The sequence below is a fragment of the Pseudomonas sp. Irchel s3a12 genome, assembly GCF_900187485.1.
Taxonomy (GTDB): domain Bacteria; phylum Pseudomonadota; class Gammaproteobacteria; order Pseudomonadales; family Pseudomonadaceae; genus Aquipseudomonas; species Aquipseudomonas neuropathica.
Window position 1 is genome coordinate 201687 of record NZ_FYDN01000005.1, and the last position, 22352, is coordinate 224038.

Below are 22352 nucleotides of genomic sequence, written 5' to 3' on the forward strand. Positions count from 1 at the left end.
CACCGGCCCCCCGACACCGCCGTCAAGCTGTAACGGCCATGCCGGACACTACTGCTAATCGCTGCCAAGACTTGTCAGCAAACCGAATCCTCTGATCGAGATACACAAGTGATCGAAAATCTACGCAACATCGCCATCATTGCCCACGTTGACCATGGTAAAACCACCCTGGTAGACAAACTCCTGCGTCAATCCGGCACCCTGGAGCGCAACGAGCTCAACGACGAGCGCGTGATGGACTCCAACGACCAGGAAAAAGAGCGCGGTATTACCATTCTGGCGAAAAACACCGCCATCAACTGGAACGGCTACCACATCAACATCGTGGACACCCCGGGCCACGCCGACTTCGGCGGTGAAGTTGAACGTGTAATGTCGATGGTTGACTCCGTTCTGCTGCTGGTTGACGCTCAAGACGGCCCTATGCCGCAAACCCGTTTCGTGACCAAGAAGGCTTTCGAAGCCGGCCTGCGTCCAATCGTGGTGATCAACAAGGTTGACCGTCCAGGCGCACGTCCGGACTGGGTTCTGGACCAGATCTTCGACCTGTTCGACAACCTCGGTGCGACCGAAGAACAACTGGACTTCCAGGTTGTTTACGCTTCGGCCCTGAACGGCATTGCCGGTCTGGATCACACCGCCATGGCGGAAGACATGACCCCGCTGTACCAAGCGGTAGTCGACCACGTTCCGCCTCCGGCTGTTGACCGTGACGGCGCGTTCCAGATGCAGATCTCCGCTCTGGACTACAACAGCTTCCTGGGTGTTATCGGCGTTGGCCGTATCGCTCGTGGCCGCGTCAAGCCGAACACTCCGGTTGTGGCGATCGGTGCCGACGGCAAGCGTCGCAACGGCCGTATCCTGAAACTGATGGGTCACCACGGTCTGCACCGCGTTGACGTTGAAGAAGCTGCAGCAGGCGATATCGTTTGCATCAGCGGCATGGACTCGCTGTTCATCTCCGACACCCTGTGCCACCCGGACACTGTCGAGGCGATGAAGCCTCTGACCGTTGACGAGCCAACCGTTTCGATGACCTTCCAGGTAAACGACTCGCCATTCTGCGGTAAAGAAGGCAAGTTCGTGACGTCCCGCAACATCAAGGACCGTCTGGACAAAGAGCTGCTGTACAACGTTGCACTGCGCGTTGAAGAAGGCGATACCGCTGACAAGTTCAAGGTTTCCGGCCGTGGTGAGCTGCACCTCTCGGTACTGATCGAAACCATGCGTCGCGAAGGCTTCGAACTGGCCCTGGGCCGTCCTGAAGTAATCATTCGTGAAGTGAACGGCGTTAAACAAGAACCGTTCGAAAACGTGACCATCGACATCCCTGAAGAAGCTCAGGGCAAGGTCATGGAAGAGATGGGTCTGCGTAAAGGCGACCTGAGCAACATGGTTCCTGATGGCAAGGGCCGTGTTCGTCTGGAATACAACATCCCTGCTCGCGGTCTGATCGGTTTCCGTAACCAGTTCCTGACCCTGACCAACGGTGCTGGCATCCTGACCTCGATCTTCGATCGCTACGACACCGTCAAGTCGGGCCACATGTCCGGCCGTCAGAACGGCGTTCTGGTTTCGGTTGAAACCGGCAAGGCACTGACCTACTCGCTGGAAACCCTGCAGGCTCGTGGCAAGCTGTTCGTAGAACACGGCCAGGAGATCTACAACGGTCAAATCGTTGGTCAGAACAGCCGCGACAACGACCTGGGTGTAAACCCGACCAAAGGCAAGAAGCTCGACAACATGCGTGCTTCGGGTAAAGACGAAACCATCGCTCTGGTACCACCTGTTCGCTTCACTCTGGAACAGGCTCTGGAATACATCCAGGAAGACGAGCTGTGCGAAGTTACTCCTAAGTCCATCCGTCTTCGCAAGAAGATCCTGGACGAAAGCGAGCGTACCCGCGCTGCCAAGAAAGCCAAGGCGTAATTTAGCCCGAGCTTAAAAAAACGCCCCCGGTCGCGAGACCGGGGGCGTTTTTGTTTGTCTGGGGGAAACGCAGGTTGGGTCTTGAAGATCAAGAGCCCCTCACCCTAGCCCTCTCCCAGAGGGAGAGGGGACTGACCGAGTTGTTCTTTGGCTTTGCATCGACCTGAGTAATCGAGTCGACCTCAGGTTTGGAAGCGACAGAGATCGGCTCCCTCTCCCTCGGGAGAGGGCTGGGGTGAGGGGCTGGGGTTTAACGGCTACCGAAGAACTCAGCGTCGTTCAGAAGCGCTCGATCGCGCGGAAATTCTGCACGCGCTCAACTTCCTTCGGCTTATAAGCGCAATACCCAGGACGCGGTCCGATCTTCGGGTGATTGCGGCACGTGTCCGGGCGCTTGTCATAAATGGTGCACAAGCGGCTCTTACGATCCAGGTAGTAGCAATCGTTGTTGCTCATGCGCTGCAGGGTGAAGATCCCCGACTTCTGATTGAAGCGCTCGACCAGGCCTTCCTTTTGCAAACGCTTGGCGATGTTCTTCGGCGGATCGCCCAGTTCGAACTCATCAACTACGCCGATGCGCACCAGATCCTTGATCTTTACTTCGACCGGCAGCGTGCAGCAGCTGGACATGCAGGAGCCGCACATCGGGGCCGAATATTTCGCCCACGTATCGAGACGATCGATCTCGGCGGCGGCAATCAGGTTGGGCTTCATCATCGGGAGTTACCAGGCGTGTGTGCATCAGGGCGCGCGATCATACCGGGACTGGTGGATTTTTGAACAACCTTTCGCCAGATTTTTTCTCCATGCAGGCACTTTGCCGGAAAATTCGGCACGGCCCCTGCATTCATTAGCCCATCCGCCAGGGTAATGCCGGGCCATCGCACCGTCTCAGGAAAAACTGCCGAACCAGCGCCGCGACCGTCGGTCAGACCGTCTAGGCTCAGACAATTCCCGCTCGCTCGAGGTCCTATTGATGACTCAAGAACCACTAGTTCGCGAAGCAGAGGTGGCCGCATTCCGCGACGCCGTCCTGACCAAGCTCACCTACGCGGTGGGCAAAGACCCCGACCACGCCTTCGACCATGACTGGTTCGAAGCCATCGCTTTGGCTGCGCGTGATCACATGGTCGAGCACTGGATGGACCACACCCGGCAGATCTACCGCAAAGGTCAGAAACGGGTGTATTACCTCTCGCTGGAGTTCCTCATCGGCCGCTTGCTCTACGACAGTCTGAGCAACCTTGGCTTGCTCGACGTCGCCCGTGAAGCGCTGACTGAACTCGGTGTCGACCTGGAGCGTATCCGTTTGCTGGAACCTGATGCAGCGCTCGGTAACGGCGGCCTCGGTCGTCTGGCCGCGTGCTTCATGGAAAGCATGTCGACCCTCGGCATCGCCGGCCACGGTTATGGCATTCGATATGAACACGGCTTGTTCCGCCAGGCCATCGTCGACGGCTGGCAGCAGGAACAGACCGAGCACTGGCTGGATTTCGGCAACCCGTGGGAGTTCGAGCGGCCAGAGGTCGTCTACTCCATCGGCTTCGGCGGCAGCGTCGAAACCGTCACCGACATCTCCGGCAAGTCCAAACAAGTCTGGTCGCCGGCAGAAACTGTCCGCGCGATCGCTTATGACACGCCGGTCGTTGGCTGGCGCGGGGCGAGCGTCAATACACTGCGCCTGTGGCGTGCGCGCGCCATGGAAGATTTGCACCTGGAGCGCTTCAACGCCGGTGACCACTTGGGCGCCGTCGCCGAAGTGGCCCGGGCCGAAAGTATCTCCCGCGTGCTCTACCCGGCGGACAGCACCGAAGCGGGGCAGGAGCTGCGCTTGCGTCAGGAATACTTCTTCGTCGCTGCTTCCTTGCAGGATCTGCTGCGCCGCCATCGCAACATGCACACCTCGGTGCTGACCCTTGGCGATCACGCGGCGATCCAGCTCAACGATACACACCCTTCGATTGCCGTCGCCGAACTGATGCGCCAACTGGTCGACGTCTACGACGTGGCTTGGGATGCGGCGTGGCAAGTCACCGTCGACACGCTGTCGTATACCAACCACACGTTGCTGCCGGAAGCGCTGGAAACCTGGCCGGTGGGCTTGATGGAACGCATGCTGCCGCGACATATGCAGATCATTTATCTGATCAATGCCCAGCATATCGACTCGCTGCGCGCCAAAGGCATTCACGATTTCGACGTGCTGCGCGCGGTGTCGCTGATCGAAGAAGACAACGGTCGCCGTGTGCGCATGGGTAACCTCGCGTTCCTCGGTTCGCACAGCGTCAACGGCGTGTCCGGACTGCATACGCAACTGATGCGCAAAACCGTGTTTGCCGAACTGCACAAGCTCTATCCGGAGCGGATCAACAACAAAACCAACGGCATTACCTTCCGCCGCTGGTTGTATCAGGCCAACTCCGAACTGACTTCGATGCTGGTCGACGCGCTCGGCCCGGATCTATTGGATAACCCCGAAGAGCGTCTGCTCGATCTCGAGCCGTTCGCCGAAAAAACCGCGTTCCGCAAAGCTTTTGCCGAACAACGGCTGCACAGCAAAAAAGCGCTGGCCTATCTGATTCACGAACGGCTGGGTATCGCGGTCAACCCGGCGGCGATGTTCGATGTACAGGTCAAACGCATCCACGAATATAAACGTCAGTTGCTCAACCTGATGCACACCGTGGCGCTGTATCAGGCGATCCGCGCCGAACCGGAAGTCGATTGGGTGCCACGGGTGAAAATCTTCGCCGGTAAAGCGGCGGCGAGTTATCACCAGGCCAAACTGATCATCAAGCTGACCAACGACATCGCGCGGGTGGTGAACAACGACCCGACCGTGCGCGGCCTGCTGAAAGTGGTGTTCCTGCCCAACTACAACGTCAGCCTGGCGGAAAGCATCATTCCGGCGGCGGACTTGTCCGAGCAGATTTCCACTGCCGGCTTCGAAGCATCAGGCACCAGTAACATGAAGTTCGGCCTCAACGGCGCGCTGACCATTGGCACACTGGACGGCGCCAACGTGGAAATGTGCGAACGCATCGGGGCCGAGCACATGTTTATCTTCGGTCTCAGCGCGCAGCAGGTGGAAGCGCGTAAACAGAATCATGAGTTCAGCGCAGTGCCAGACATCGCTGCATCCCATCGTTTGAACGATGTGCTGCAAGCGATTCGCAGCGGGGTGTTCTCGCCGGACGACACCTCGCGCTATACCGGGCTGATCGATTCGCTGGTGGATTACGACCGCTTCCTGGTCTGCGCCGACTTCGACTCCTACTGGGAAGCGCAGAAACGCGTTGAGGCGCACTGGCACGACTCCAACAACTGGTGGCGCTCAGCAGTGCTCAACACGGCGCGGATGGGCTGGTTCTCGTCTGACCGGACGATTCGCGAGTACGCCACGGATATCTGGAAAGCGTTGGAGTAACTTTCCACTCGGCTCGATATAATCGCGCGCCGGAAAAGATCGCAGCCTGCGGCAGCTCCTACAGAGGTGTTCACATAACCCTGTAGGAGCTTCCGCAGGCTGCGATCTTTTTGGGTCAGGCTGCGCTAATCTTCCCGGATTAGCCTTCGCGCTTAGGGATATCGACCATGCAATGGATGTTCATGTTGATCGGGCTGGTGCTCGGCTGGCTGCTCGACGAGTCGTTCAGTGATGCGCTATTGGGCGCGTTGCTGGGGCTGGTGATCGGGCAGACGATCCGCATCGCGCGGCTAGGCTCGCAGGCTATGGAGCAGCAGCGTCAACTTGAGCTGGCGAAGATCGCTTTGCAGGGCGTCGAACAGCGCCTGTTTCTGCTCGAAGGTGCCCCGGTTCGTGCCGCGCCGCCACCGGGTCCCGAACCTGTTGCTGAACCAGTCACAGTCGTAGAAGCAGCTCCAGCACCTGAACTGGTCTGGGAGCTGCCGCCCGAACTGGAACCGCTGTCCGCCGTCGCCAGCGAAATCAGTCAACCGCTGCCCGCTGATGTCTGGCGCCTCGACGCCGTTACGTCCGAACCGCAAGAGCCTGCCGAACCCCGTGGCCCGAACCTTGTCGAGCGCGGTATCAGCGCCGCGCGCAATTGGTTGTTTGGCGGCAACACCGTGCTGCGGGTCGGTGTGGTGTTGCTGTTCTTCGGTCTCGCATTCCTGCTGCGCTACGCCACCGAAGGCATGGTCGTGCCGATCGAGTTGCGTTACGCCGGTGTTGCGGCGGCCGCGTTGGGCCTGCTCGCGCTGGGCTGGTGGCTGCGGCGGCGCAACAGCAATTACGCGTTGATGCTGCAAGGCACCGGGATCGCGGTGCTGTATTTGACGGTGTTTGCGGCGATGCGTCTGCATCCGTTGCTTGATCCATCGGCCGCGCTCGGCCTGCTGGTGGCGGTCACCGTTTTCTCGGCGATTCTCGCCATCACTCAAGATGCTTTAGGGCTAGCCGCAGCGGCGGCATTGGGCGGTTTCGCGGCGCCGATCCTGACCTCGACCGGCGCCGGCAACCACGTCGCGCTGTTCAGCTATTTCGCACTACTCAACGCCGGCATTCTTGCCATCGCCTGGTTCAAAGCCTGGCGTCTGCTCAACCTGATTGGTTTCGTCGGCACCTTTGGCATCGGCTTCGCCTGGGGCCTTCGTTCGTATGCGCCGGAACTGTTGTGGAGCACCGAGCCGTTCCTGATCCTGTTCTTCCTGATGTACCTCGCCATCGGCCTGCTGTTCGCCCGCCGCAAATTGCTCGACATGCCCGATGCACCTACGGATGGCGATCGCGAAGCGTTGCTGCACTGGTCGGCGCGCAAGGGCGATTACGTCGACGGCACGATGCTGTTCGGACCGCCGATCATTGGCTTTGGTTTGCAGTTTGCGCTGGTGCAGCATCTGGAATTTGCAGCAGCATTCAGTGCACTGGCGCTGGGCATGATCTACATGACACTGGCCAAGGTGTTGCTGGGCGGGCGCGCGGTGCTGCTGGGTGAAACCTGTCTGGCGCTCGGGGTGATTTTCGCCAGTCTGGCCATTCCGCTGGGGCTGGATGCGCGCTGGACCTCGGCGGCATGGGCAGTGGAAGGCGCGGGGATTTTCTGGCTCGGTCTGCGTCAGCATCGACCGTTCGCTCGGGCGTTTGCCTTGCTGCTGCAACTGGGGTCGGCGTTGGCGTTTCTCAGTCAGTTGCGCGTCGGCGAGAGCAGTCTGCTTGACGGTGCTCCGCTGGGTGCGCTGATGCTCGGCATTGCGTTGCTGTTCAGTTTCTATCAATTGCGCAAGGCCTCGCCGGAACAGGCATCACCTTGGGAGCGTCAAGGCTTGCCGGTGTTGGCGTGTCTGGGCCTGACCTTCCTCTATCTGCTGGCGCCGCTGTTCTTCTTCGTTCAAGCCACGGCGATTAGTTGGGCGCTGGCCGGGTTGGCAACTCTGTTGGTCGGTCTGCGCATTCAATCGCGCACGTTCCTGTTCAGCGCGTTTGCCGTGCAGTTGCTTGGCGGTGCGTTGTTCCTGTTGCGTCTGCAAGGCGCGGGCGAGGATTCGGCGGCGGTGTTCAGCGCCGGCTGGAGCGGGTTGCTCAGCGCGTCGTTGATCGGGCTGGCGTTGATCGCCGGCATGCTGTTGGCGGCTCGCGATGAAATGGTGCGTGGCGATGTGCGTCTGTTGCGGGGGCTGTCGGTGGTGCTGCTGGCCGGTTTGGTGCTGATCAATCTGGCGGTGCTGTTCGTGCTGCCATGGCAAACGGCGAGTGCGGTGTGGGCCGCGAGTGGTTTGCTGATCATCTGGCTGAGCCTGTACCTCAAGCAGCGCGTAAGTTTTGTCTTTGGTCTGCTGTTGCAGTTGATTGGTGGCGCGGCGTTTTTGCTGGCCGGCCCCGAGTTGCTTGGGCCACTGTCCAGCGAAGGCCTGAAACCGTTGGCCCATGGCGGATTCTGGACACCGCTGGTACTAGGCTTGGCTGCGATGATCGGTGCCTGGCGCCTGCAACTGGGCAATCACGCTTCAGCATTCGATGCGCTGAGTCTGCAGCGTTTGTCCGAAGTGCTGCTGGTGTGGGGCGCTGGTTGGTGGACGCTGGCGTGGGTCAGTGAAGTACTGCGGTTTGCTCCGCCGAATCTGCAAGGCACGTTGTTGCTATTGGTCGTGGCGATCAGTGTGGCGCTGTGGGCGGTGCTGGCGCTGCGGTTGAAATGGCCGGCGCTGGGCTTGCTCTGCACCTTGCTGATTCCGGCGGCGGGTCTGGTGTTGCTCGCTGCCTGGCATTCGCGTTATCACCCGGCGGCCGATTTCGGTTGGCTGGCGTGGGCAGCAGTGTTCGCCGTGCATTTCTTCAGCTTGCGACGTTTGGCGCCGATGTTGCCGGCGCGCGCCTTGAGCGCGGCGCATGTGCTCGGCTGCTGGCTGCTGATTGGTGTTCTGGCGCTGGAGTTGCGCTACGGTCTGCTGCTGTTGTCCGAGCAATACAACGCTTGGCGTTGGCTGGGCTGGGCGATTCTTCCGAGCCTGTATCTGCTGCTGGCGGCGGCACCGCGCAGTTGGCCGTGGCCCGTGGCGGCATTCCCTAGCGAATATCGCTTGTATGCCGCCGCGCCGTTGGCAGTGTTGATGCTGGCGTGGTTCTGGCTGGCGAATGGTGTCAGCGATGGCAACGCCGAGCCGCTGCCATACGTGCCGCTGCTCAATCCATTGGAGCTGGGTTTGTTGTTCGCATTGTTCGGTGTTTACGTCTGGTCGCGCAGCGCGGTTTCGCAGTTGTCGATTCGCCAGGACTACGCCGATTACGCGACGCAACTGGTCGCCGGGGTTTCGCTGTTCGCCTTCTGCACCGCGTTGGTCACCCGCGCGGCGCACCATTGGGCCGGCATCCCGTTCGAGCTGGATACGTTGCTCGCCTCAATGCTGGTGCAGGCCGGATTGTCCATCGTCTGGACGTTGATGGCGCTGGGCCTGATGATCGGCGGCCATCTGCGCCATCGTCGCGAAGTGTGGCTGATTGGCGCGGCGCTGATTGCGTTGGTGGTGGCCAAACTGATTTTTGTCGAATTGAGCAACCGTGGCGGTCTCGCCCGGATCGTCTCGTTTATCGGTGTCGGCGTGTTGCTGCTGGTGGTCGGCTATTTCGCGCCACTGCCGCCCAAGCGCGTCGACGCTGAACCGGCGGCGGACAAACCGGCCCCGGACACCGAAGGAGTTTCATCTTGAGTCGCATGCGAAATCTGGGTTGGTTGGCGTTGGGCGTGGTGATGGCGGCCGGCGCTCAGGAAAAACCGGCGGACTTCGCCACGCAGGTGCCGCTGGCGGTGAGCGGCAACGGCCCGTGGTATCGCCTCGAATTGCCGTTGAGCGTGCAATTGCAGGCGCGCCAGACTGATCTCAGTGACTTGCGGGTGTTCAACGCTGCCGGCGAAGCGCAGGCCTACGCCTTGGCGCGCGAATCAGCGCAGACCCGCGACGACGGCCGGTTGCATGAGGTGAAATGGTTCCCGCTGTACAACGCCGCCGACGCCAGCGAACGCGCGCCGAATGTGCGTGTGCAATCGACCACCAACGGCACGCTGGTCGAGGTGCAGCCGTCCAGTCAGTTGGAGGTGGGTGAAGAGGTGCTACGTGGCTGGCTGCTGGATGCCAGCGCGATCAAGGCGCCGTTGCAGCAGTTGATCCTCGACTGGACCAGCGAGCGCGACGGCTTCCAGCGCTTCAGCATTGAAGCCAGCGACGATCTGCAACACTGGCAAGCGTGGGGCGAGGGGCAGGTCGCGCGGCTGACCTTTTCCGATGAGCGCATCGAGCAGCACGAAGTGACGTTGCCGGGGCAATCGGCGCGCTATGTGCGGTTGCTGTGGGAGTCGCCGAATTCGGCGCCGATCCTGACGGCGGCACAATTGAAAAGCAGTGATCCGCGCGATTTGCCGCTGCCATTGGTCTGGTCGCCGGCATTGGCCGGCAGCAGCTCCAAGGCCGGGGAGTACGCCTGGCAGTTGCCGATGGGGTTGAACATTGAGCGCGTGCAGGTTGAATTGAAACAGCCGAACAGCCTGGCGCCGGTGACGCTGGCCGGCCGTCGTGAAAGCAGCTTGCCGTGGCAAACGCTGAGCAGTGGCTTGCTGTACCGCCTGACCCAGAATGGCCAGGATGTGGTGCAGAACGAATTGCCGCTCTACGGGCAGACCGTGCAGCAGTTGAAACTGAGCGTGGATGAGCGCGGCGGTGGTTTGGGCGAGCAGGCGCCGAGTCTGAAATATGCGGTGCGGGCGACGCAGGTGGTTTTCCTCGCGCGGGGCGAGGGGCCGTTTAGTTTGGCGGTGGGCAATGCGACGGTGAAGACGGCGAACTTGCCGCTGGCGACGCTGATTCCGGATTTCAAACCGGAGAAGTTGGCGGGGTTGGGTAAGGCTGTGGTTCAGGGTGAGGTGGTTGTGACGCAGACTTCAACGGCGACTACGGCGGCGGTGGCTGAGACCAATTGGAAGAAGATCGGCTTGTGGGCGGTGTTGTTGTTGAGTGTGGTGTTTTTGGGGGCAATGGCGTTTAGTTTATTGCGCAAGCCTCCTGCCAAATCCTGAAAAGGCGGGTGCTGCGCACCCGATCGCGAGCAGGCTCACTCCTACAGTTGATTGCATTTCTCCAGATGGAATGCGATCAACTGTAGGAGTGAGCCTGCTCGCGATAGCGGCCTACCAGCCAATAAAAATACTCAAACTGCCGCTCCACTTAGCCACCACCCGTCCCGAACCCGTCTACGCTAAACCCGCTACCTGAACTCTCCTCCGACAATCACGTCTCATACAGGCAAATACACCCCAACGCACGTTACCGGGCGTCTTCGCTCGCTACGTTTTCAGACTCCCTGTAAACTGCGCGGGTTTTTAGCCCCCCATTCCACCGGAGCCGTCCATGTCCCGCGTTACCCTGAGTCGCTATTTGATTGAGCAGACCCGCAGCAATAACACTCCTGCCGATCTGCGTTTCCTGATCGAAGTGGTCGCGCGTGCTTGCAAAGAAATCAGCCACGCCGTGTCCAAAGGCGCCCTGGGTGGTGTTCTGGGCAGCATGGGCACTGAAAACGTCCAAGGCGAAGTGCAGAAGAAACTCGATGTGATCTCCAACGAGATCCTGCTCGAAGCCAACGAATGGGGCGGTCACCTGGCCGGCATGGCGTCCGAAGAAATGGACAACGCCTACCAGATCCCGGGCAAATACCCGAAAGGCGCGTACCTGCTGGTATTCGACCCACTGGACGGCTCGTCGAACATCGACATCAACGCCCCGGTCGGCACCATCTTCTCGGTACTGCGTTGCCCGAACGAATACCTGAGCCAGAACGAGCCGCTGAACGAAAAAGCCTTCCTGCAGCCAGGCACCCAGCAGGTTGCCGCCGGTTACGCGATCTACGGCCCGCAAACCATGCTGGTACTGACCTTGGGCGACGGCGTCAAAGGTTTCACCCTCGACCGCGAAATGGGCAGCTTCGTGCTGACCCACGAAGACATCACCATTCCTGAGTCGACCCAGGAATTTGCGATCAACATGTCCAACCAGCGTCACTGGGAAGCCCCGGTACAACGTTACGTTGGCGAGTTGCTGGCCGGTGAAGAAGGTCCGCTGAAAAAGAACTACAACATGCGCTGGGTCGCGGCGATGGTTGCCGACGTACACCGCATCCTGACTCGTGGCGGTCTGTTCATGTACCCGCGCGACAGCCGCGAGCCATCCAAGCCAGGCAAACTGCGTCTGATGTACGAAGCCAACCCGATGTCGTTCCTGGTGGAACAAGCGGGCGGCGCGTCCACTGACGGTCACCAGCGCATCCTCGACATTCAGCCGGAAGGCCTGCACCAGCGCGTAGCGGTGTTCCTCGGTTCGAAAGAAGAAGTCGCCCGCGCTACGGCCTACCACAAGGAATAAACCATGACCGCGCCCTGGCAGCCGTTGCTCGATTGGTGGTTCGGACATGCCGAATCCCCCGACGAGATAGCGGCTGACAAGGGCAAGTTGTGGTTCGGTAAGCGAGACAGCCAAGACCTCGAAGCGCGTGAGCGTTTCGGGGTCTTTGTCGATCAGGCCCTGGCTGGCGAATTGACCGAGTGGACGCAACGTCCCGAAGGTTGGCTGGCGGTGGTGTTACTGCTCGACCAACTGCCGCGAATGATCTTTCGCGACTCTCCCAAAGCTTTCTCCGGCGATCTGCGTGCGCAGAAGCTCGTTGCGCAAGGCATTGCTGCGGATTTCGATCGGCAGTTGAAACCGATTCAGCGCGTATTCATTTATCTGGTGTTTGAGCACTGCGAGAATCTTGCGGTGCAGAACGAAGCGGTTTCCAGATTTATTGAGTTGGTGGCTGAACAGCCGGAAGGGGAGCGATCGGTGTTTGCCGACAATCTGGATTATGCCGAGCGGCATCAAAAGGTGATTGCACGGTTTGGCCGGTTTCCTCATCGCAATGCGGTGTTGGGGCGAGAGTCTACGGCTGAGGAGTTGGTGTTTCTTTCTGAGCCTGGCTCTAGATTTTAAGAGCTTACCCTCACCCTAGCCCTCTCCCTGAGGGAGAGGGGACTGACCGAGGTGTCTGGGCTTGATACATCGACCTGAGATATCGAGTCGAACTCAAGTTTGAACAACATGAAGATTGGCTCCCTTTCCCCCTCGCCCCCTTGGGGGAGAGGGCTGGGGTGAGGGGGTAAAGCCCTTGATCTTCAGATCCTGAAACTACCCACCAATTGCTTCAACCGCGCCGCCTGCTGCTCAAGATCCGAGCACGCCCGCAACGTCGCCTGCAAGTTCTCCACACCTTCCTGATTCAGCGTGTTGATCTCGTTGATATCGACATTGATCGACTCAACCACCGCCGTCTGCTCTTCAGTCGCGGTAGCCACCGACTGGTTCATCCCGTCGATCTCTCCAATACGCTGAGTCACGCTACCCAATCGCTCACCGGCCTGGTTGGCGATGCCGACACTGCTTTCACTCTCACGCTGGCTCTCGGTCATGATGCTGACCGCCTGACGCGCGCCGACTTGCAGCTCTTCGATCATCTTTTGCACTTGCTGCGCCGAATCCTGGGTACGGTGCGCGAGGTTGCGCACTTCATCCGCCACCACGGCAAAACCACGACCCGCTTCACCGGCACGCGCCGCTTCAATCGCGGCGTTGAGCGCGAGCAGGTTGGTCTGCTGGGAAATGCTGGTGATCACTTCGAGAATCTGGCCGATGTTCACCGTGTTGCTGTTCAGGGTTTCGATGTTGCCGCACGAATCGCTGATCTTCGCCGACAACTGCTGCATGGCCTGGATGGTTTTATCCACAACCTGCTGACCGTCGACCGCGAGGCTGCGGGCATCGCTGGAGTGCTGCGAGGCGAGGGCGGCGTTCTGGGCGATTTCCTGCGCGGCGGCGCCGAGTTGGTTGATCGCGGCGGCGACGCTGTTGGTACGGCTGGACTGCTGATCGGAGTTGTACATCGACGAGTTCGACGCCGCGACTACGCGCAGGGCGACTTCGTTGACCTGGCCGGTGGCCGAAGACACTTCACGGATCGAGGTGTGAATGCGCTCGACGAAACGGTTGAACGAGGTGCCTAGCGCGCCGAACTCGTCGTTGCCGTGGATTACCAGACGTTTAGTCAGGTCGCCTTCACCTTCGGCGATGTCGTGCATCGCGCGGCCCATGGTCAGCAACGGTTGCATCAGCACGCGAATGAGCATGCCGAGCAGGGCGATGATGATCACCACGGCAATAACCATGGCGATCAGCGCCGAGGTGCGGAATTCGCTGAGCATTGCAAACGCGGTGTCTTTATCGAGTACCAGCGCCACGTACCAGTCGGCCGACGGCACGCCGTTGATGTGGGTGAAGGAGATCAGTTGGGTTTTGCCGTCGAGCTCGACTTCTTTCAGGCCCGGGCTGACTTTCGGCGCACCATTCGGATAGGCCTCGGAGAGGGTTTTGAGCACCAGTTTGCTGTCCGGGTGGATCAGGATCTTGCCGTCAGCACTGACGATGAACGCGTGGCCGTGGCCACCGAAGTTCAGCGAGTTGATGATTGCGCTGACACTGGTCAGGTCGATGTCGGCACCGGCGACGCCGAGCATCTGCCCTTGGCGCTGTACCGGCGTGGCAACGGTGATTACCAGTTTGCCCGAGGACGCGGCGATGTACGGTTCGGTGACGATGGTCTGTTGCGCGCTGTTTGCCGCTTTGTACCAGCCCCGGGCGCGTGGATCGTAATCCGGTGCGCGGTTGCCGGCCGGCACCGAGAACATCACGCCGTCAGCGCCGCCGAAGTAGCTGAGCTGGAAATTGCCGGTGTAGGCGGGCAGGTCGATGATGCGTTTCAGGTTGGCGGGGGCGTTGCCGTCGACGGCGACTTGCTGCGACAGCGATTGCAGCAATTGAATGCGGCTTTCCAGCCAGGTCTGGATGTTGCTGGTGGTCAGGCTGCCCAGCTCCTGCATCGAGGCTTCGGTGCTGCTGTTCAAGGCTTCGCGCTGTCGATAGTCGTTGAAGAAAATGAAACAGGCGAACGCAATGGCCACCACGAGGGCGGCAGCCAACAAGATCTTGTGGCTGAATTTCATGTTTCTGGTCATCGAATGAACTACCGCGAAGGGACTGGTCAAGAAAGGGCGGCAATTTGCCACACTCGGGGGCTTTGCGCTGCTTTTATGTCGACCGCGGTGCGCCAAAGATTAGGCGTCTTTGGCGAAAGGCGACGAAATGCTCAATAGCGTTACAAAGTGGCTGATTTATCGGCAAATGCCAGACGGGCGGGCTAATAAATAGCCATTCCCCCACGGAACCAGATGAGGGTTTTCTCTTCTAAGCTTCTGGTTGGCACCATGCCATCCCCCCCTCGTTCCAGGAGTTACACCATGTCGCTGCGATCTATCGCCCTTCTGACGTTTTGCGTGCTGTTGGCCGCATGCAGCAAGGTCAATCAGGAAAACTATTCGAAGCTCTCGGCCGGTATGGCCAAGGCCGAAGTCGAGACTCTGCTCGGCAAGCCCACCGATTGCTCGGGCGCGCTCGGCATGTCCAGTTGCACTTGGGGCGACAAGAACAGCTTTATCAGCGTGCAGTACGCCGGTGACAAAGTGCTGATGTTTTCCGGCCAAGGCCTGAAGTAAACCGGGGCTTCGCGCCCACGGAGAAGAAAAATGAAGCGGTTATTGCTGATCCTTTTTGCCGGCCTGGTACTGGCCGGCTGCGCCACTTCCGGCGTCGACCCGTTGGCGCCGAAAACCGTCAACAGCGTCAATCTCAAGCGTTATCAGGGCACCTGGTATGAACTGGCGCGCTTGCCGATGTATTTCCAGCGCAATTGCGCGCAGTCCGAAGCCCATTACACCCTCAAGCCTGACGGCAATGTCGCGGTGCTCAATCGCTGCCTGACTCCGGACTGGCAGTGGGAAGAAGCCAAGGGCACGGCTTATCCACAGGTGCCGGGCAAGACCGACAAGCTCTGGGTCGAATTCGATACCTGGTTCTCACGTCTGATTCCGGGTGTGGCGAAAGGCGAATACTGGGTGCTGTACGTCAGCGATGACTACAAGACCGCCATCGTCGGTGACCCGAGTCGCAAGTACATGTGGTTGCTGTCGCGCACACCGACCGTCAACGGGGTGGTCCGTGAAGAGCTGCTGAGCAAGGCACGTCAGCAAGGCTATGACACCACGCGATTGATCTGGCGCGCGTCGGATCGGCAGATGGCCAAGACCTCAAATTAATCACCCATCCTGATCGCTCCCACGCTTCGCGTGGGAGTGTCTCAATGGACGCTCTGCGTCCGCTTGTGGGACGCAGAGCGTCCCGGGCTGCATTCCCACGCAGAGCGTGGGAACGATCAGCTGTCAGCCGAGGAGGTCACGCAGGACCTGGGTGAAGGCGCTAGCACTGTCTTCTTCGCCAGCATGTCGACCATCACGCACTACCCACTGACCATTGACCAGCACATCGCGCACCTGACGGTCGCCGCCGGCAAACAACCAGCGATTCAAAATCCCGTCGCCATTGGCCGTCGCCAGATACGGATCGCTGCCGTCGAGCACAATCCAGTCCGCACGCTTGCCAACCTCCAGCGCGCCAATCGGCTGCCCCAACGCTTGCGCACCGCCATCCAGCGCCGCGTCATACAGCGTGCGCCCGACCATCGGTTGATCCGCGCCATACAAGCGATTGCGCCGCTGATCGCGCAGACGCTGGCCGTATTCCAGCCAACGCAATTCTTCCACCACGCTAAGCGACACATGACTGTCGGAACCTATGCCCATGCGCCCGCCCTGGGCGAGGAAGTCCACCGCCGGGAAAATCCCGTCGCCCAGATTAGCCTCCGTGGTCAGGCACAGCCCGGCGATGGCGCGACTCTTGGCCATCAGCGTGACTTCTTCCGGGTTGGCGTGAGTGGCGTGCACCAGGCACCAGCGCTGATCGACTTCGGTATTTTCGTACAGCCATTGCAGCGGCCGCCGACCGCTCCAGCTCAGGCAATCTTCGACTTCTTTTTGCTGCTCGGCGATGTGGATGTGCACCGGGCATTGCTTGTCGCTGGCCGCCAAAACTTCACTGATCTGTTGCGGCGTCACTGCGCGCAACGAGTGAAAGCAAAGGCCCAGCGATTGCGCCTTTTGCTGCGCCAGTAACGGCTGCAAACGCGATTGCAGGTTCAGGTAATTTTCGCTGCTGTTGATAAAGCGACGTTGGCCGTCATTCGGCGTCTGGCCGCCGAAACCAGAGTGGCTGTAGAGCACCGGCAACAGCGTCAGACCGATGCCGCTTTCACTCGCAGCCTGGCTGATGCGCAAGGCCAGTTCAGCCGGATCGGCGTAAGGCTGACCATTGCTGTCGTGGTGCACGTAATGAAATTCAGCGACGGAGGTATAACCGGCCTTGAGCATTTCGATGTACAGCTGACGGGCAATCACGCCGAGCTGATCCGGGCTGATTTTTCCGACGAGCCGATACATCAAGTCGCGCCACGTCCAGAAACTGTCGTTCGGATTGCCGGCCACTTCAGCCAGACCCGCCATCGCCCGCTGGAAGGCGTGGGAGTGCAAATTCGGCATGCCCGGCAACAGCGGGCCGCTCAGCCGTTCGGCGCCGTCTGCGGTGGAATCGGCCTGAATCTGGGTCAGCAGGCCATCGGCGCTGACCTCAAGACGTACATTGTTGGCCCATCCGTTAGGCAGCAGCGCGCGTTCGGCAAAGAAGGCGGACATGGTTCAGCACCCCATCGTGTGTTATTTGTATATACATATACAGACGTTTGCCTGCCCGGTAAACTCCGGCAAGCTAGCCACTTTCACCAATGAACAGGGATCAACCGTGCCGACTCCGCCTCCAGTCTCCCCGTTGGCCGCGAACATGGGCGACAGTCCGGCGCCCTTGTACGCCCGCGTCAAACAGATGATCACCCAGCAGATCGACAGCGGAAACTGGCCGCCGCACTACCGCGTGCCGTCCGAAAGCGAGCTGGTCAATCAACTCGGTTTCAGCCGCATGACCATCAACCGCGCGCTACGCGAGATGACCGCTGACGGTCTGTTGGTGCGCATGCAAGGCGTCGGCACCTTTGTCGCCGAACCGAAGAGCCAGTCTGCGCTGTTCGAAGTGCACAACATCGCCGACGAAATCGCCTCCCGTGGCCATCGCCACACCTGCCAGGTCATCACTCTTGAAGAAGAGGCTGCCGGTTCCGAGCGCGCGCTGGCGCTGGACATGCGTGAAGGGCAGAAGGTGTTCCACTCGCTGATCGTGCATTACGAAAATGATATTCCGGTGCAAATCGAAGACCGTTTCGTCAACGCACTGGTCGCGCCGGAATACCTCAAGCAGGATTTCACTCTGCAGACGCCTTACGCGTATCTCAATCAGGTGGCGCCGCTGACTGAGGGCGAGCACGTGGTTGAAGCGATTCTGGCCGAGCCCTCCGAGTGCAAGTTGCTGCAGATTGAAAAAGGTGAGCCGTGTTTGCTGATTCGTCGCCGCACATGGTCGGGGCGCCAGCCGGTTACCGCTGCTCGACTGATTCACCCAGGTTCCCGTCATCGTCTGGAAGGACGCTTTCATAAATGACTCAAGTGAAGGTTTTACGCGCCGAAGGCTACCCGCGCATGCCGTGGAAAAACGGTGGCGGCAGCACTGAAGAAATCACCCGTGACGCGGGGGCCGGCCTGGACGGTTTTGGCTGGCGCCTGTCGATTGCCGACATCGCTGAGTCGGGTGGTTTTTCGACGTTCGCCGGTTACCAGCGGGTGATCACCGTGTTGCAGGGTGACGGCATGACCTTGTGCGTTGACGGCGACGATACGCGGCCGCTGTTACCGCTCGACCCGTTTGCTTTCAGTGGTGAGAGCCAGGTGTCGTGCACGCTGCTAGGCGGTGCGATTCGCGATTTCAACCTGATCTATGCGCCGCAGCGTTACAGCGCGCGGTTGCAGTGGCTGGACGGTGAGCAGCGGCTCTTCAGTTCGGCGGGAACGTTGCTGGTGTTCAGTGTCAGCGATTTGCTGGAAGTGGCGGTTGGCGACAGCACGTCGCAGTTGGGGCGACATGATTGTCTGCAACTGGACGGTAACAGTGGGCTGGCCGAAGTCTCCACCAACGCCGCATGCTGCGTGATCGAGTTGACTGCGCGCTGATTCAAAAATCTTAAAAGATCGCAGCCTTCGGCAGCTCCTACAGGGTCTACATCAATCCCAATCCAGGAGCTGCCGAAGGCTGCGATCTTTTGCTTTTGGGGTGTTCCCAACCCACGCACCAACTTGTTACCGAACGCCCCAGCGTGGCGCAAAACCACGCTCACGTAACAAAGTCCCGTCGCCCTAAATCATCCCCATGAAAAATTTCATCCACGCCCGAACCCTTGATTCAGAAGCCCTCCAGCCGTGCCCGCGATTTTTCTTGAACACTCCTCCAACAAGTTGGCCGCTTGATTGCATATGCTTGTATGTACAAGTAAAGACGTATGCGTATGAGTCGCTCGAGACTCTCCGCAGCGTCCACTGATTCGCTTGTCGCGCATCGAAGCGCACAGGCTGCTTGCCCACTGCCAGGGTTGGTTTGAATTGATCGCTGAGGAGTCTTTTTCGTGACTGACAATAAGCCTACAAAGTTTCGCAACGTTGAGATCCGCGCCGCCCGCGGCAACAAGCTGACCGCCAAGAGCTGGCTGACCGAAGCGCCGCTGCGCATGCTGATGAACAATCTCGACCCGGAAGTCGCCGAGAACCCCAAAGAGCTAGTGGTTTACGGTGGTATCGGTCGCGCCGCGCGTAACTGGGAGTGCTACGACAAGATCGTCGAGAGCCTGACCAACCTGAACGACGACGAGACCCTGCTGGTGCAGTCCGGCAAGCCGGTCGGCGTATTCAAGACTCATAGCAATGCCCCGCGCGTCCTGATCGCCAACTCCAACCTGGTGCCACACTGGGCGAGCTGGGAGCACTTCAACGAACTCGACGCCAAAGGCTTGGCCATGTACGGCCAGATGACCGCCGGCAGCTGGATCTACATCGGCAGCCAGGGCATCGTTCAAGGCACCTACGAAACCTTCGTTGAAGCCGGTCGCCAGCACTACAACGACAACCTCACCGGCAAGTGGGTCCTCACCGCCGGTCTGGGCGGCATGGGTGGTGCGCAACCGCTGGCGGCAACCCTCGCCGGCGCTTGCTCGCTGAACATCGAATGCCAACAAGTCAGCATCGATTTCCGCCTGAAAAGCCGTTACGTCGACGAGCAGGCCAAAGACCTCGACGACGCCCTGGCGCGCATCGACAAATACACCAAAGAAGGTAAAGCGATTTCCATCGCCCTGCTGGGTAACGCCGCAGAAATTCTCCCGGAACTGGTCAAGCGCGGCGTACGCCCGGACATGGTCACCGACCAGACCAGCGCCCACGACCCGCTCAACGGCTACCTGCCGGCGGGCTGGACCTGGGACGAATACCGCGCTCGCGCCAAGACCGAACCGGCCGCCGTAATCAAAGCCGCCAAGCAGTCGATGGCGGTGCACGTCAAAGCCATGCTGGAATTCCAGAAGCAAGGCATCCCGACCTTCGACTACGGCAACAATATCCGTCAGATGGCGCAGGAAGAAGGCGTCGAAAACGCCTTCGATTTCCCGGGTTTCGTACCGGCCTACATCCGTCCGCTGTTCTGCCGTGGCATCGGTCCGTTCCGTTGGGCGGCGCTGTCGGGTGATCCGCAAGACATCTACAAAACCGACGCCAAGGTCAAAGAGCTGATCCCGGACGACGCCCATCTGCACAACTGGCTGGACATGGCCCGCGAGCGCATCAGCTTCCAGGGGCTGCCGGCACGTATCTGCTGGGTTGGTTTGGGCCTGCGCGCCAAGCTCGGTCTGGCCTTCAACGAAATGGTCCGCAGCGGTGAGCTGTCGGCGCCGATCGTGATCGGTCGCGACCACCTCGACTCCGGCTCGGTCGCAAGCCCGAATCGTGAAACCGAATCGATGCAAGACGGTTCCGACGCCGTGTCCGACTGGCCTCTGCTCAACGCATTGCTCAACACTGCAAGCGGGGCGACCTGGGTTTCCCTGCACCACGGCGGCGGTGTCGGCATGGGCTTCTCGCAACACTCGGGCATGGTGATTGTTTGCGACGGTACGGACGAAGCGGCCGAGCGTATTGCGCGCGTACTGCACAACGACCCGGCCACCGGTGTCATGCGTCACGCCGATGCCGGTTACCAGATCGCCATCGACTGCGCCAAGGAACAGGGCCTGAACCTGCCGATGATTACCGGTAAATAAACGCACAACCCCTGTAGGAGTGAGCCTGCTCGCGATGAGGCCGGCACAGTCGGCAAATGTGCTGACTGACCCATCGCAATCGCGAGCAGGCTCACTCCTACAAAAGCAAAAGCCAAAAAAGAACAAAACCCGGAACAATCCACAGAGGTTGAATCATGGCTGTTAACACCGATCGTGCAGGCAACAAACCGTTGATCGAAAAGCGTTCGATCGACTACATCCCGGAAGCGGAAAGACACGGTCGTCTGTTTAGCCAGTTCACCCTGTGGATGGGGGCGAATCTGCAAATCACCGCGATTGTCACCGGGGCCTTGGCCGTGGTGCTGGGCGGTGATGTGTTCTGGTCGTTGATCGGTCTGTTGATCGGCCAACTGCTCGGCGGCGGGGTGATGGCGTTGCACGCTGCGCAAGGGCCGAAACTGGGTCTGCCGCAGATGATCTCCAGTCGCGTGCAGTTTGGCGTTTACGGCGCGGCAATCCCGATCGTGCTGGTGTGCCTGATGTACCTGGGTTTCACCGCGACGGGTACCGTGCTTTCCGGTCAAGCGTTGGGTCAGTTGTTTAACGTCAGTGACAGCGTCGGCATCCTGATTTTTGCCAGCGTCATCGTGCTGGTGACGGTGCTCGGTTATCGGGTGATCCACTGGATCGGCCGTGTTGCCAGCGTGATTGGCGTGATCGCTTTCGTCTTCCTGTTCTGGCGTTTGATGAGCCAAACCGACGTCGGCGCACTCCTGCAAATCCGTCATTTCAGCTGGAGCAGCTTCCTGCTCGCGGTGTCGCTCGCGGCCTCCTGGCAGATCGCTTTCGGCCCCTACGTGGCTGACTATTCCCGTTACTTGCCGAGCAACACCTCGGCGGTGAAAACCTTCTTCGCCGCCGGTGCCGGTTCAGTGGTTGGCGCGCAAGTGGCGATGATCCTCGGTGTGTTCGCTGCGGCTTCGGCCAACGGCCAGTTCGCCGGTCATGAGGTGGCTTACATCGTCGGTCTGGGCGGCACCGGTGCCACCGCTGCGCTGCTGTACTTCAGCATCGCGTTCGGCAAGGTGACCATCTCGACGCTGAACTCCTACGGCAGCTTCATGTGCATCGCGACCATCATCAGTGGTTTCAAAGGTCACCTGACCGTTACGCGCATGCAGCGTCTGGTGTTTGTGCTGGTGATTGTCGGCGCAGCGACCCTGATTGCACTGCTTGGTCAGCACTCGTTCCTCGGTGCGTTCAAGTCTTTCATCCTGTTCCTGCTCGCGTTTTTCACCCCGTGGAGCGCGATCAACCTGGTGGATTACTACTGCATCACCCGCGAGCGCTATGACGTGCCGGCGCTGGCCAATCCGAACGGTCGCTATGGCCGCTGGAACCTGCTCGGCATCAGCGTCTATGTGTTCGGTGTGCTGGTGCAGTTGCCGTTCATCTCCACCAAGTTCTACACCGGCCCGCTGGTGGCGGCCCTCGGTGATGTGGACATTTCCTGGATCATCGGTCTGGTGCTGCCGGCTGCCGTCTACTACGTGTGCGCAAAAAAATGGCACAGCGCGGTACCTGATCAACTGATTCTGCCGGTCGAGCAGAACAGCGTTGTACCACCTGAAAAAAGTGGGGCCGGTCGCGCTGCGGCGCAGGCCTGATTGGACGTGGACAGGGCTGGATGCCTCTTGACTGCCGTAAGCCAATTCATGATTAGGAGCGTCGA

The 22352-nt window shown here is 59.9% G+C and carries 15 protein-coding genes and 1 pseudogene; 12 read left to right on the forward strand and 4 right to left on the reverse strand.

The window, feature by feature from the left end:
- Positions 1-108: 108 nt before the first annotated feature.
- Positions 109-1929: a translational GTPase TypA gene (gene typA / locus CKW14_RS10810; RefSeq protein ID WP_095047173.1), complete on the forward strand. Its 1821-nt coding sequence runs from the start codon at positions 109-111 to the stop codon at positions 1927-1929.
- A 279-nt stretch (positions 1930-2208) separates the two neighbouring features.
- Here the strand turns inward: typA and CKW14_RS10815 are convergent, their stop codons facing one another.
- Complete coding sequence (locus CKW14_RS10815) at positions 2209-2646, reverse strand: YkgJ family cysteine cluster protein (protein ID WP_093430042.1); 438 nt, start codon at positions 2644-2646, stop codon at positions 2209-2211.
- 259 nt (positions 2647-2905) lie between these two features.
- On the opposite strand from CKW14_RS10815, the gene CKW14_RS10820 reads away from it, so the two are divergent.
- The 5 genes from CKW14_RS10820 to CKW14_RS10840 all read left to right on the forward strand — a co-directional run bounded on the left by CKW14_RS10820 (position 2906) and on the right by CKW14_RS10840 (position 12405).
- A complete protein-coding gene (locus CKW14_RS10820) occupies positions 2906-5356 on the forward strand; it encodes a glycogen/starch/alpha-glucan phosphorylase (RefSeq protein ID WP_095047174.1) in 2451 nt (816 codons plus the stop codon).
- A 167-nt stretch (positions 5357-5523) separates the two neighbouring features.
- On the forward strand, positions 5524-9096 hold the full coding sequence (locus CKW14_RS10825; protein ID WP_095047175.1) for a DUF2339 domain-containing protein: 3573 nt from the start codon (positions 5524-5526) through the stop codon (positions 9094-9096).
- Positions 9093-10457 (forward strand): DUF3999 domain-containing protein, encoded by a 1365-nt coding sequence (locus CKW14_RS10830; protein WP_095047176.1) that lies wholly within the window; start codon positions 9093-9095, stop codon positions 10455-10457. The genes CKW14_RS10825 and CKW14_RS10830 overlap by 4 nt, the downstream gene beginning before the upstream one ends.
- A gap of 331 nt (positions 10458-10788) precedes the next feature.
- Complete coding sequence (locus CKW14_RS10835) at positions 10789-11799, forward strand: class 1 fructose-bisphosphatase (protein ID WP_007909265.1); 1011 nt, start codon at positions 10789-10791, stop codon at positions 11797-11799.
- A gap of 3 nt (positions 11800-11802) precedes the next feature.
- Positions 11803-12405, forward strand: coding sequence for a DUF924 family protein (locus CKW14_RS10840; protein WP_095047177.1), 603 nt, complete (start codon positions 11803-11805; stop codon positions 12403-12405).
- Between the two features lie 182 nt (positions 12406-12587).
- Here the strand turns inward: CKW14_RS10840 and CKW14_RS30420 are convergent, their stop codons facing one another.
- Complete coding sequence (locus tag CKW14_RS30420; RefSeq protein WP_371748298.1) at positions 12588-13352, reverse strand: methyl-accepting chemotaxis protein; 765 nt, start codon at positions 13350-13352, stop codon at positions 12588-12590.
- A gap of 93 nt (positions 13353-13445) precedes the next feature.
- Positions 13446-14480 (reverse strand): annotated as a pseudogene (locus CKW14_RS30425) (cache domain-containing protein); the annotation flags it as partial.
- Positions 14481-14762: 282 nt separating this feature from the next.
- Here CKW14_RS30425 and CKW14_RS10850 point away from each other — a divergent pair.
- Complete coding sequence (locus tag CKW14_RS10850; RefSeq protein WP_003220802.1) at positions 14763-15017, forward strand: hypothetical protein; 255 nt, start codon at positions 14763-14765, stop codon at positions 15015-15017.
- 30 nt (positions 15018-15047) lie between these two features.
- Positions 15048-15617 carry a lipocalin family protein gene (locus CKW14_RS10855; protein ID WP_093430049.1) on the forward strand — a complete coding sequence of 190 codons (570 nt, stop codon included), beginning with the start codon at positions 15048-15050 and terminating at the stop codon, positions 15615-15617.
- Positions 15618-15740: 123 nt separating this feature from the next.
- Here CKW14_RS10855 and CKW14_RS10860 read toward each other — a convergent pair whose 3' ends face one another.
- The gene (locus CKW14_RS10860) at positions 15741-17105 is read right to left on the reverse strand and encodes a formimidoylglutamate deiminase (protein WP_095047179.1); all 1365 of its coding nucleotides are present in this window, start codon (positions 17103-17105) and stop codon (positions 15741-15743) included.
- A 145-nt stretch (positions 17106-17250) separates the two neighbouring features.
- On the opposite strand from CKW14_RS10860, the gene hutC reads away from it, so the two are divergent.
- From hutC to CKW14_RS10880, 4 genes are all read left to right on the forward strand, one after another.
- A complete protein-coding gene (hutC, locus tag CKW14_RS10865) occupies positions 17251-17961 on the forward strand; it encodes a histidine utilization repressor (protein WP_163013658.1) in 711 nt (236 codons plus the stop codon).
- Entirely contained in the window at positions 17958-18527 is a 570-nt protein-coding gene (locus CKW14_RS10870; RefSeq protein WP_095047180.1) for a HutD family protein, read from the forward strand. The genes hutC and CKW14_RS10870 overlap by 4 nt, the downstream gene beginning before the upstream one ends.
- 449 nt (positions 18528-18976) lie before the next feature.
- On the forward strand, positions 18977-20659 hold the full coding sequence (gene hutU, locus CKW14_RS10875; protein ID WP_095047181.1) for a urocanate hydratase: 1683 nt from the start codon (positions 18977-18979) through the stop codon (positions 20657-20659).
- Between the two features lie 155 nt (positions 20660-20814).
- Positions 20815-22287 carry a cytosine permease gene (locus CKW14_RS10880; RefSeq protein ID WP_095047182.1) on the forward strand — a complete coding sequence of 491 codons (1473 nt, stop codon included), beginning with the start codon at positions 20815-20817 and terminating at the stop codon, positions 22285-22287.
- Positions 22288-22352 lie beyond the last annotated feature (65 nt).

What these genes read in the sequence shown, in the direction of transcription:
- CKW14_RS10840 (WP_095047177.1), top strand. Translation starts at nt 11,803, where the DNA reads ATGACCGCGCCCTGGCAGCCGTTGCTCGATTGGTGGTTCGGACATGCC.
- CKW14_RS10825 (WP_095047175.1), top strand. Translation starts at nt 5,524, where the DNA reads ATGCAATGGATGTTCATGTTGATCGGGCTGGTGCTCGGCTGGCTGCTC.
- CKW14_RS30420 (WP_371748298.1), bottom strand. Translation starts at nt 13,352, where the DNA reads ATGTACAACTCCGATCAGCAGTCCAGCCGTACCAACAGCGTCGCCGCC.
- hutC (WP_163013658.1), top strand. Translation starts at nt 17,251, where the DNA reads ATGGGCGACAGTCCGGCGCCCTTGTACGCCCGCGTCAAACAGATGATC.
- CKW14_RS10815 (WP_093430042.1), bottom strand. Translation starts at nt 2,646, where the DNA reads ATGATGAAGCCCAACCTGATTGCCGCCGCCGAGATCGATCGTCTCGAT.
- CKW14_RS10870 (WP_095047180.1), top strand. Translation starts at nt 17,958, where the DNA reads ATGACTCAAGTGAAGGTTTTACGCGCCGAAGGCTACCCGCGCATGCCG.
- CKW14_RS10860 (WP_095047179.1), bottom strand. Translation starts at nt 17,105, where the DNA reads ATGTCCGCCTTCTTTGCCGAACGCGCGCTGCTGCCTAACGGATGGGCC.
- CKW14_RS10850 (WP_003220802.1), top strand. Translation starts at nt 14,763, where the DNA reads ATGTCGCTGCGATCTATCGCCCTTCTGACGTTTTGCGTGCTGTTGGCC.
- CKW14_RS10835 (WP_007909265.1), top strand. Translation starts at nt 10,789, where the DNA reads ATGTCCCGCGTTACCCTGAGTCGCTATTTGATTGAGCAGACCCGCAGC.
- CKW14_RS10820 (WP_095047174.1), top strand. Translation starts at nt 2,906, where the DNA reads ATGACTCAAGAACCACTAGTTCGCGAAGCAGAGGTGGCCGCATTCCGC.
- CKW14_RS10855 (WP_093430049.1), top strand. Translation starts at nt 15,048, where the DNA reads ATGAAGCGGTTATTGCTGATCCTTTTTGCCGGCCTGGTACTGGCCGGC.
- CKW14_RS10880 (WP_095047182.1), top strand. Translation starts at nt 20,815, where the DNA reads ATGGCTGTTAACACCGATCGTGCAGGCAACAAACCGTTGATCGAAAAG.